This window comes from Hoeflea sp. (assembly GCF_984452065.1).
In genome coordinates this window covers 1-10633 of sequence record NZ_CFHWAF010000147.1, presented here as the reverse complement: position 1 = coordinate 10633, position 10633 = coordinate 1, and the positions used below count along the sequence as shown (strand labels likewise).

General features: G+C 59.2%; 10 protein-coding genes and 2 pseudogenes. 5 read left to right on the top strand and 7 right to left on the bottom strand.

Annotated elements, in window-relative coordinates; all coding sequences use genetic code 11:
- The 3 genes and pseudogenes from AC5E6N_RS20585 to AC5E6N_RS20575 form a co-directional block, all read left to right on the top strand.
- A pseudogene (locus AC5E6N_RS20585) lies at positions 1-199 on the top strand (hypothetical protein); the annotation flags it as partial.
- Positions 200-270: 71 nt separating this feature from the next.
- Positions 271-753 (top strand): TRAP transporter small permease, encoded by a 483-nt coding sequence (locus AC5E6N_RS20580; protein WP_491749567.1) that lies wholly within the window; start codon positions 271-273, stop codon positions 751-753.
- A gap of 23 nt (positions 754-776) precedes the next feature.
- The gene (locus tag AC5E6N_RS20575) at positions 777-2054 is read left to right on the top strand and encodes a TRAP transporter large permease (protein ID WP_491749566.1); all 1278 of its coding nucleotides are present in this window, start codon (positions 777-779) and stop codon (positions 2052-2054) included.
- Here the strand turns inward: AC5E6N_RS20575 and AC5E6N_RS20570 are convergent.
- The 7 genes from AC5E6N_RS20570 to AC5E6N_RS20540 form a co-directional block, all read right to left on the bottom strand.
- Positions 2011-2427, bottom strand: coding sequence for an SDR family NAD(P)-dependent oxidoreductase (locus AC5E6N_RS20570; protein WP_491749565.1), 417 nt, complete (start codon positions 2425-2427; stop codon positions 2011-2013). The genes AC5E6N_RS20575 and AC5E6N_RS20570 overlap by 44 nt on opposite strands.
- 9 nt (positions 2428-2436) lie before the next feature.
- The gene (locus AC5E6N_RS20565; protein ID WP_491749564.1) at positions 2437-3168 is read right to left on the bottom strand and encodes an SDR family oxidoreductase; all 732 of its coding nucleotides are present in this window, start codon (positions 3166-3168) and stop codon (positions 2437-2439) included.
- Between the two features lie 318 nt (positions 3169-3486).
- Entirely contained in the window at positions 3487-4245 is a 759-nt protein-coding gene (locus tag AC5E6N_RS20560) for an SDR family NAD(P)-dependent oxidoreductase (protein ID WP_491749563.1), read from the bottom strand.
- A gap of 14 nt (positions 4246-4259) precedes the next feature.
- Positions 4260-5528 (bottom strand): D-tagatose-bisphosphate aldolase, class II, non-catalytic subunit, encoded by a 1269-nt coding sequence (locus AC5E6N_RS20555; RefSeq protein WP_491749562.1) that lies wholly within the window; start codon positions 5526-5528, stop codon positions 4260-4262.
- Positions 5528-6502, bottom strand: a complete 975-nt coding sequence (locus AC5E6N_RS20550) for a tagatose kinase (RefSeq protein WP_491749561.1) — start codon at positions 6500-6502, stop codon at positions 5528-5530. Before AC5E6N_RS20550 ends, AC5E6N_RS20555 begins: the two co-directional genes overlap by 1 nt.
- An 18-nt stretch (positions 6503-6520) precedes the next feature.
- Positions 6521-7717 (bottom strand): ROK family transcriptional regulator, encoded by a 1197-nt coding sequence (locus AC5E6N_RS20545; protein WP_491749560.1) that lies wholly within the window; start codon positions 7715-7717, stop codon positions 6521-6523.
- A 58-nt stretch (positions 7718-7775) separates the two neighbouring features.
- On the bottom strand, positions 7776-8663 hold the full coding sequence (locus AC5E6N_RS20540) for a sugar phosphate isomerase/epimerase family protein (protein WP_491749559.1): 888 nt from the start codon (positions 8661-8663) through the stop codon (positions 7776-7778).
- 278 nt (positions 8664-8941) lie between these two features.
- Here AC5E6N_RS20540 and AC5E6N_RS20535 point away from each other — a divergent pair, with 278 nt between their 5' ends.
- Positions 8942-10393 (top strand): extracellular solute-binding protein, encoded by a 1452-nt coding sequence (locus AC5E6N_RS20535; protein ID WP_491749558.1) that lies wholly within the window; start codon positions 8942-8944, stop codon positions 10391-10393.
- Between the two features lie 110 nt (positions 10394-10503).
- A pseudogene (locus AC5E6N_RS20530) lies at positions 10504-10633 on the top strand (sugar ABC transporter permease); the annotation flags it as partial.

Here is a 10633-nt window from a genome sequence, read left to right as displayed (position 1 = left end):
GTTTACGCGGGTGGGTGATGAATACAACCAGAGCGTCGTGGATATCGAGGCCGAGTTGGTCGTGGCCCTTGAAGAAAAAGGCATGAAGGTGACAACTCCGGATCGGGCGGCAATGGCCGCTGCGATGACGCCGGTTTACGCTGAGTTTGACAGTGTTTGGGGCACTGGAGTCTACGATGCGATGGCCGCCGTTGAGTAACTGGAATTGGTTCCGGCTGGCGGGCCTGGCCGGAACCTACCCTATAGAAATGAAGGCAAAGGTGCATTCCTGTGAGAGCTTTTGAAAAACTGGAAGAGGGGCTGTTGGTGCTGCTGTTTCTGGCGGCTTTCGTCGTTCTGGTTGCTCAGATCCTCAGCCGCCATTTCTTCCCCTATCCGTTGGCATGGTCTGAAGAGGCCGCACGCTTCCTGTTTTTATGGATCGTGTTGCTGGGTGCCGCCTATTTGGCACGCGTGAATGGCCATATCGCTATTACGCTTCTGACTGGGCGCGTTCCAAAGCGATTGCGCACGCTTATCTACCTGGCGATGCAAATCCTGGTGTTCGGCTTTGCCGTTGTAGTTTGCTGGCACGGGATCGATGTGGCCTGGAAAGTGCGCAAGCTGCCTACCATTGCAATGGGTATCAGTTCTAGTTGGGAATACGCGGCCGTGCCGGTTTCCGCTGGTCTGATCGCGCTGCGCACGCTTACCAACACGGTCCGAGCTGTGCGCAACGGCGCGCCCGACCAGTCCGATGGTTCACTCATTTAGTAGGCCGGCAACAGATGCTTCCAATGATACTCCTTTGGCTGTCCCTCCTTCTCCTGGGCATGGGCGTGGCCTTTACGCTGGGCGTCTCGGCGATGATCCAGCTGTGGTCTGACGGCACTCCTTTGGCGGTCGTGGCTCAGCGGATGACCAAATCGATTTCTGACAGCTTTCCGCTTCTAGCGGTGCCATTCTTTATCTTCGCTGGCAATCTGATGAATGCCGGCGGCATCACGGAACGTGTGTTCAGCTTTGCTCGGTCGCTCGTTGGCCACTTTCGAGGCGGGCTCGCGCATGTGAACGTTGTGGCCTCGATCATCTTTTCGGGTATGTCCGGTTCCGCACTGGCCGACGCGGGAGGTCTTGGGAACATCGAGATCCGCGCCATGCGAAAGGCGGGCTACGACGACGGCTTCTCCGGGGCGGTAACGGCTACGTCCTCGGTTATAGGCCCCCTGATCCCGCCGTCGATCCCCATGGTGATCTATGGCGTGCTGGCCGATGCGTCTATCGGTCGCATGTTCCTGGGTGGCCTGGTACCAGGTCTTCTGACCGCCGTGGCTTTGATGATTTTGATCGGGTTTATAGCAAAACGCCGGAAATATCCGCGTGACGAGGTGCCGGCGTTGGGCCATATCGCGCGAGGCTTTCTGCGGGCGCTTCTACCGCTTTTGACCCCGGCGATCATTATCGCAGGTATTGTGGGAGGGCTGTTTTCGCCGACGGAAGCTGCCGTCGGAGCTTCAGCCTATGCAATTGTTTTGTCGATGCTGATCTATCGCGAAATCGGGCTGAAAGAGCTGTACGAGGTGATCCTCGACACGATCCGAACGACTGCGATGGTCTGCTTCATCGTAGCGACGGCCAGTGTTTTTGCCTGGGTCCTCGCGGCTCATGAAGCGCCCAAGAACCTGTCGATCTGGCTGACATCGTTGACAGACAACCCATTGCTCTTGTTGCTGATCATCAACCTATTCCTCTTTATAGCAGGCTTTTTCGTCGAAGGGCTAGCGATCATCATCCTGGCCGTGCCCGCACTTGCGCCAACCGTTGCCGCCGCGGGTATAGACCCGGTTCATTTCGGCGTGGTGTTCATTTTCAATATTATGATCGGCTTGATGACACCGCCCATGGGTATTGGCCTGTTCGTGATCTCGGGCGTGTCGGGTATCAAACTGGGTGTTCTGACACGAGCCATAATACCGTTCCTTCTGCCGCTGATCACCGTATTGCTGTTGCTGATCTTCTTTCCTGTGCTGGTCACCTTCCTCCCGGATCTTCTGCTTGGCGAGGCCAACCCTTGAGCACACATTCCATGAAGCTCGGAAAAATGACATGCAAGCACTCAAAGGCAAAAATGGCGTGAGTCAGGTCCCAGTCTTCAACCGATTGATCTTCGGCCTTGCCCGCCATCCCAAGTCCAGCGTTGTTGATCAGCACATCAATGCCAAAGGTGTCGCCAATCTCTATGACGGTTCTGCTGATCGCTTCCGGATCCATCAAATCGAGGTGCCACGCGCGGTGATCACCAGGTAGGCAGTCCACGGGATCTGTCACGTCATTGATATCGACAAGGGCAAGCCGCGCCCCTGAGGAGGAGAAAGCCTCGGCGATAGCCGTCCCGATTCCGCCTGCGGCGCCAGTGAGCAAAACGGAACGGCCGTTGAAGTCGGGCATCTTCCGTTCTCAAATGTCGAAATTCGTCGGCAGAATCACAATGTCGCGGACAGTCACATTGCGCGGTCGCATCAGCATAAACACGATGGCTTCCGCCACCTCGCCAGGTTCAATGAGGCTACCGCTTTCCTTCGCCTTTCGCAGGTTCTCCTCAGGCCAGTCCGCAAGCAACGCGCTGATCACAGGCCCCGGCGAAACCGAGCCGACCCGTATGCCGTGTTTGTTCAGCTGTCGCCGCATCGTTTGGACAAAACACGTCATCGCCCATTTCGACGCCGAGTAGACCGGCTCCCATTGGACCGGCATATGACCTGCGACGGACGAAGTGATAACAATGTCTCCCGTTCCACGTTCGATCATATGCGGCATAACGTTGTGGACGTTCTTCATGACCGCGTTGACATTGAGGTTGAGCATCCGGTCGATTGCGGCCGGGTCCTCGATTTCTGACAGATCGCCACCGATATAGCTGCCCGCATTGGCGTGCAGAATGTCCAGCCGCCCCGCCACTTCAACGACACCGGCAAGCAGGGAGTTACAGCTTTCCGGGTCGAGAAGGTCGATGATCAGCGGCATGGCCCTTTCGCCCAGGCGTGAGCAAGCTGCCTGGACGGCGGATTCGTTGCGATCCGCAATAATGACCGAGGCGCCCTGTGCCACCAAAGCCTCTGCGGTCGCCAGTCCGATTCCGGAAGCGCCGCCGGTGATGGCGGCAACTTTTCCCAAGAGTGCGTTGGCCATATGCCGGTCCTTTCTTTTCTTTAGAGCGAGTTGTGATTAGATTGACGCATTTGACCGCGGCGATTTTGGTCACTGACTAGGCGGGTTGCGCGCCGTGGTGCCACCCCACCACAAGCGCGAGCCAACGCAGTCAGAGGGCAAAATCGCCCGGCCCATTCAGCGGTATTCTCCAACATCCTCTTCCTTTCAAGGGTGGGGAAAATCGGCCCATCGGCAGCGTTGCGCCGCTTGCCCGATGCACCACATCGCGCTGCGCGACGCGCCTTGCCGAATGAACCGATTTTCCGCCATCAAATGCATCAATCTAATCACAACTCGCTAGTGAGTTACGTAGCCGCCATCAGCCACCAAAATGGCGCCGGTGACGTAGCTTGCGGCGGGCGAACACAGGAAGAGGGCGCAGTTCGCCATTTCCTCAGGATGACCGAATCGTCCCATCGGCGTGTTTTCGGTCCACACCCTGTTCCAATCGGGATTGGTGATTCCGCCGGCCGTCATGTCACTGATAACATAGCCGGGTGCCAGGGCATTCACGCGAATGCCACGATCCGCATATTCAAAGGCCATTACCCTGGTCATTTGATGCACGGCGGCTTTCGTCGCATTGTAGGCAACCTGGTATTGCGGCTTGTTGGCCACCCGTGCCGAAATCGAACCGATGTTGAGAATGGTGCCGCCGCCGCTCTCCAGCATTGCGTTCACCGCCGCGCGGGCAATGCGGAAGGGCGCGATGAAATTCGTGTCGGTCAAGGCGGAAAGCCGCTCATCCCCGAATTCATGGAATTCTCCGCTATCGGCAATCCCGGCATTGTTGACGACGATATCTATACCGCCGAAGTGCTCCTTTGCTGCATTGACGAGCCGGTCGGGGGTGTCGGCGTCCAGGACATCTGCCTGGATCCACCGATAGTTCTCGCTCTCACAGAGTTGATCGACATCGGAGTTACGGGTCCTGCCATTGACCACGACACGTGCTCCGGCCTGTCCGAAGAGCTTCGAGATCGCCAACCCGATGCCCCGGCTCCCGCCGGTGATTAGGGCGGTTTTCCCATCGAGGCGAAATTGCTCGAGTGACATGGCTGGCCTCCTTTTCAGGTGTTGCATGCGGCTTGATATCTTCTGAGGCTTTCGGTGATCCGCCAGATAAGCACTTCTTCCGGATCGAGTGGTTTATCCGCAAAATTGGCGGCGCGCGGCAGGTACTGCCACATGAGCGGCAAAGGCACGCAGACACCATCAAGCGCAGATACGAGGTTTCTCACGACCGCTTGTGCGGCAGGTTTGGCCCAGTAGTAGCGAATGCGATCAGATAGCGAGTAATGTCTAAGGAGCTGTCGCCTCGCTTCTTTGGAGCTGTAGTGGCGCTCCCAGTGAAGCGGATCGGTCAGCATCAGCCGTTCCATTTGCTTCTGAAGCGGGCGGTCCGCGTAGCCAGGCACGAGTTCGGTGGCTATCAAGTCCAGGGCGTAAAGCGCTTCGCGCAGCACAAAGGTCAACTCTGGCCCAACCTTCAGGACGGCGAATCCGTCCTCGACAAGCTCCGACAGTGGCCCGGTTTCCTGATAGTCTGTTGAGTGAGCTTCAAGGACGATGCGTGTCTTTTCATCCAGTATGCGGACAATGCGCCGAGCATTTTCCCGGTCGTATCGGATAATGTTGTGATTTCCGAATTCGACCCCCGGCTGCACGACAACACCGATAACGCGCTCAAACGCGTCGGAAAGCCCGGCATCGGAAAATTTCGTCTCGTGAACCCGAATGGTCTCGAGCGCTGCGTCCGGTTCCGTTGGAATTATGGTGCCAAGAGCGTGATCGGCTCCTCCGGGAGGGGGAACTTCCGTGCCGATGACATAGCGCGGCAGGTCGCCACCGGTATCTTTCGCAGCCTTTTCTGCGATCGCTGCCAGTCGAACCGCGCGCTCGGCCGTTATCTCATCATCGAGCGCTGCCGGCTCGCCTGCGCATCCCATCGAAGCGTCGAGATGGATCTTGCGAAAGCCCGCCGCAACGTAGGCTGCGACCATTTTCTCGGCTTCTTCCATGGCAGCCCGGGCCGCCCGATCCCTCCAGGGGTTCGGCCCCAAATGATCCCCGCCGAGTACGATCAGGTCTCGCGGGCATTCCTCATCCTTGGCGATGGAAAATACCAGTGCGGCGAAATCGGCCGGCCGCATACCGGTGTAGCCACCCTGGTGGTTCACCTGGTTGCATGTCGCTTCGATCAATATAGTGGCGCCTGTCGCGGCGCCGTGGCGAAGCGCTGCCCGCAGCACGACCGGATGCGCCGAGCAAATCGAAGTGATGCCACGAGGTGTGCCGGCGAGGCGAAGGGATGCCAGATCGTCCAGCCGAATCTTCATCAGCCCAGCCTCCTTGTGGCGGCGATGAAGTTGTCGAGTTCCACACGGGTGCCCGCGCCCTCCATCGGACCGCGTATCGTCACATTGCGCGCACCGGCAGCGCATCCGTATGTCAGGGAGGCTTGCACCGACATGCCGAGGCGCCTGCAGGCAACATAGGCGCCTCCGAAGCAATCGCCCGCGCCAGTGGGGTCCAGTTCGTCCACGGCAAAAGCCGGGGCATCTACGCGAGTACCGTTCGCCAGAAAGCACGTTGCGCCGTCAGCGCCGCGTTTGAGTACGATCTCTTTGGCGCCGCGGTCGAACAATCGCGAAACGGCCTCTTGCTCTCCGTCCGCTCCCGCCGCGAGTTCGAGCTCTTCTCCCGAGGGCAGGAGCAGGTCGGCATGGTCGAAGAGTTGTGCAAACCGCTCCTTTGTCTCGGCATCATATTTGAGCTCCTTGCGGAGATTCGGGTCCAAAGAGATGCTGCCTCCACGTTGCTTGACGATAGACCAAGCCTTTTCAATAACCAACCAGGCGCTCGGCATGGTCAGGGCGGAACCCATCACATGAAGATGTCCGGAGCGGTTCGAGAGTGCCTCCACCGCGGGGCTCCAGCCGAAGCGTGCAGCGGCGGATTCCGCTATGTTGTAAACGAAGTCTCGTGACCCGTCGGAGCGGTACCTCACAAACGCGCTTCCCGTCGGATATTCTTCGTCGATTGCCACCCCCGAGACGTCGACGCCGTCGCCCTTGAGTCTGTCGAGGTTGACGCGTCCAAAGTCGTCGGCTCCGACCGCTCCGATCATGCCGGCGCTTCCGCCTATGCGTCCGCATTGGCTGATGAAGATCGCGGGAGCGCCGCTTGGAAACGGGCCGACAAGAGGCTGTGCCTCACGAAATCCATCGCCGATTGTGGTGGCGACAATTTCCACCAGGATTTCGCCGGCGCAGATCGTCGGTCCAAGACTGTCAGGTGCCAAGGCGCTCAATGACACGGTTCGTCCTCCCTAACGTTCGGGGTCTTTGCCCACAGCTTGTTCGGCGAGGCTTTCGTTTCCCAAGGACAGAAAGCGTCGATGAAGAAGGCATGCAGCGCCATATGCGGCGCCTGTGTCAGCGGCGTCGTGCACCGTAATTGTGGGCATTGGAAAAGACTCGGCTTGAGAAGCCCTGACGTAGTGGGTAACGCGCGCTTCGACCAGAGGATAAAGTGCCGAGACAGAACCTCCCAAGACGATCCGGTCCGGGTCAATCAACCGGCAAGCCGTAACGAGGGCGCTCGCAAGATTTCGTGCCCATTCCTCCGCTATTGTCACAGCCGCCGGCACGCGGTCGCGCACATCAGCGAGAACGCGTGCCAACGAGCTTTCGGGCAAGCCCAGCTCCGACTGGTGACACCTCAGAAGGTGATCCAGCCCGAGAGATTGCTCGAGTTCTTTCCCGTCGCTCATGTTCAGGTGGCCGATTTCACCGGCGAGGCCATGCCCTCCCCGGAACACCTTGCCGTCGATGACAACTCCCCCGCCAACGCCGGTTTCGATAACAAGAACCAGCGTCACGCCCGTCTTGGACTCATGATTGCGATAGCTTTCACCAAAGGCGAAAGCGTTGGCTTCATTGTCCACGAGCACGGGAAGTTCTCCGTCGAGCGCTGTTTTCGTCAGCCCGGCCAGATCTACATCCTTCCAGCCAAGCAGGGGCGCGACGCTCACTCGGCCTTTCCGGTCCATCTGTCCGGGCGCGCTCAGGCCAAAGCCTTCCAGACCCTCGGCGATGTTGGCGGGCATGCCATCAAACGCCTGGCGCACGGCCAGTTGCACTGCCTTCTCAGCCGATACGGTGCGCCCATCGAAGGGCTCGACGCGAAAGGAGCAAATGTCGGCCATCAAGTTGATCTGGAGTGTCGTGATGTGTTCAACGCCAATCTCCGCTCCCGCGAAGAAGGCCGCCTGCGGATCGAGTTCCAATAGAATGCCTGGCCGACCGGCGCGCTTGTCGCGCTCTTGATCGTCGACTTCGTGCACAAGCCCGCTTGCTGCAAGCTCCGAGACGATGCTCCCGGACGATGACCTGTTCAGTCCGAGATGTCGCGCAAGCTCCGCACGGCTGAGGCTCCCATGCTCGAACAAGGCCTGAAGGGCGGCAATCGAATTGCTTCGGCGGATTCTTCGGGGCGAACTGCTGGCGAAGGTGGGCTCGTACATCGTTTGTTCCTGTCTGCAGTCCGAAATCCCTGGAGAATAGGGCCGGGAACAATATCCGTTAAGGTTTTGCATTCACGTTTCGGCGACGCACCGCCTCCGCCCATTTTTGTTCAATGAACCGGCGCGCGTGTGCCGCGAGGGGATTATTGTCATCCCAGGTATCGCGCCAGATGCCGCAGACCCGGCTGAGCGCTTCATCGACGATCGCGCTGGAAAAGCTCTCGAAAACGACGTCTCGATCGTCGTAGCCAATATCGACAAGTGCAGTGAAGATACTCGGGAAATCAATCGTGCCCGTTCCCAGGAATCCACGGTAATTTTCGTTGAAGTGGAAATATCTGCACTGATCTCCCGCGAGGCGGATTGCGTCGGCCGGGCTGGCTTCCTCGATGTTCATGTGGAAGGTGTCGAGATGCAGGTATACGTCGTTGCGCCCCGTGTCTTCGATAAACTTGAGTCCCTGCGCGGTGGTGTTCAACAGGTTGCTCTCGAAACGGTTGACGACCTCCAGGACAATCTCAACGCCGCAATCCTTGGCAACATCGGCCGTTGCGGCAATGGCGCCCGCGCTGTTCATCCATCCGTCGCGGGTCGGCATCGCGTCGTACTTGCCGTGCATCGAGTAGAGAATGCCGCCGAGCCGGATTCCGCCGATATCCCGCACCGCCTTGACGGCATCCGAAAGCATCGCGGTGCCATTGGCGACAGCCGAGGGGTCTTCGCTCGAGACATCCGCTTGAGCCGGAAGGCCCATGGTGACGACAATCTCGATGCCAAGCTCTTGAGCCTTTTGGGCAAGTCGATCGAGGTCGAATTTTTCAGGGCGCAGATATGCGAACTCAATCATGTCGTAGCCGTGCTCGGCGGATTTATCGAGCGCCATCTCAAGCCCGTTCTGGGTTTGACCGCCTGTCCAAACAAAAGAGTGAATACCAAGTCGACGCATGCCTCGCCCCTCCCCCGAAATGTCTGCATTTCGCTATTGACTAGGCGATTATATATGGCAAAGCAACAAAAAGTTTGGCTTCGAAATTTTCCATATTTTACCAGATATAGTAGATTTATGGCATTCAACGCCACATAATGGCAAGGTGAAGGCTTTGCCTCTTGTGGAGATGTGTGGAATCGCATTATTGCAAAAAGTATGTTGCGAAGCAATACAAATACGGCTAGAAATCAAATTGAGCAGGGTTATGCTCGTCAAGAACCACGGGAGGAAAGCTCATGATCTTCGCAACTAGGTTCAGCGCGTCTGCGCTGGTGTTGGCGCTCGCCGCTGGTGCGGCATTCGCACAAGACCTGAAGATCGAAAACGAGGAATGGTGGAAAGAGGCCAGCGCTGAATTCCAGGGCGTCACATTGCGGGGCGTAACGGAGTCGACGCCTCCATCGAACTTCATCTCGGACGTGCTGGCCCCCCGGTTCGAGGAACTGACGGGCATCCGCGTCGATGTGGAAACCACGTCCTGGGACCAGATGTACGACAAGGCCATCAAGGACATGGAGGCCGGGACCGGCATCTATGACTTGGTCTATATCGAGCAGGACATCGTCTATGCCTATCTGGCGCGCGATTTCTTGGTCGATGTGACCGCGGCACTGGGAGAGACCCCCGAACTCAAGGCGCCGAACTACGACGAGGCCAGCTTCACCAGCTTCGCCGACAACTTCCGCGGCGAGAACGGGAACCTCTTCGGCATCCCGATGGAAGCCTTCATCAAGATCTATCTCTACCGGACCGACCTGTTCGAGGACGACGATATCCGCGCCGCGTTCCAGGAGGCCGCGGGCCGCGAGCTTAAGCCCGCGACGACCCATGCCGAGTACGCCGAGATCGCGCAGTTCTTCACCGACTACTTCGCCGAGCGCGACGAGGATATATGGGGCACCACGGCGCAGGCCCATACCGGCCACCCGGCATCCTGGTACGAGTTCTTCGAATCCGTCGCGCCGACCTTCGGCGTCTATGACTGGGGCATCGTGCCGGAGGCCAACTACGCCGCCAGCGTCGCCAATGGCGGCGGGATGAACTCCGACGCCGCCAAGCAGGCGCTGGCCTGGTGGTTGTCGATGCGCGACATCGCGCCGCCGGAATCGCCCCAGTCCACATGGAGCGAGGTGGCGACCACCTTCGCGGCAGGGCGCGCCGCCCAGGGGCTCGTCTATGGCGAGAACGCGGCGTGGATCGCCACGGACGAAACGCAGTCGCGCGTGGTCGGCAATGTCGGCGTGGCGCTGCCGCCGCTGGCCGAAGGCGTCCTCGAACAGGCCAAAGCCGGCGAGGGCTATATCGGCTATTATGACGGCGGCGCGTTCGGCCTGCCCGTGACCTCGAAGAACCAGGACGCGGCGCTGCTGTTCCTGCAATTCATGGCCCTGCCGGAGGTTCAGGAAGACTGGGCGGTGGCCGCCCCGCGCATCACCCTGACCTCGACGTATGACGCGCCGAAGGTCACCGAACTCGACGCGGAACTGCGCGGCTACTATTCGATGCTCCGCGATCAGGGCTATCTGTTCAAGGGCGCGCCCGAATACCCCTTCCACGCCCAGGTGCGCGAGGCGACCGCGCCGATCTTCTACCAGATCCTCACCGGTGCCCTCGGCGCCTCCGAGGGCCTTGACCGGATGGCCTCGGCGGCGGAAGAGGAAATGACCAATCTGGGCTACCGCCAGTAATCCTCCCCGGTTAGCCTGACGGGCCGCCGCCCCGGGGGCGGCGGCCCGGGAATGCGCTGGATCGCCGGACGGCCGGCGGGTATATCTGATGCGGCCCAGGAGGAGCGCCCATGCAATCCAAGAGACTCGGCTGGCTCCTGCTCGCCCCGACGCTCGTCATATTGTTCCTCTGCGGCGTACTGCCGTTCCTCTATGTCGTCTTCGTCTCGTTCCACCAGTGGAACCCCTTCGCGGCCAACC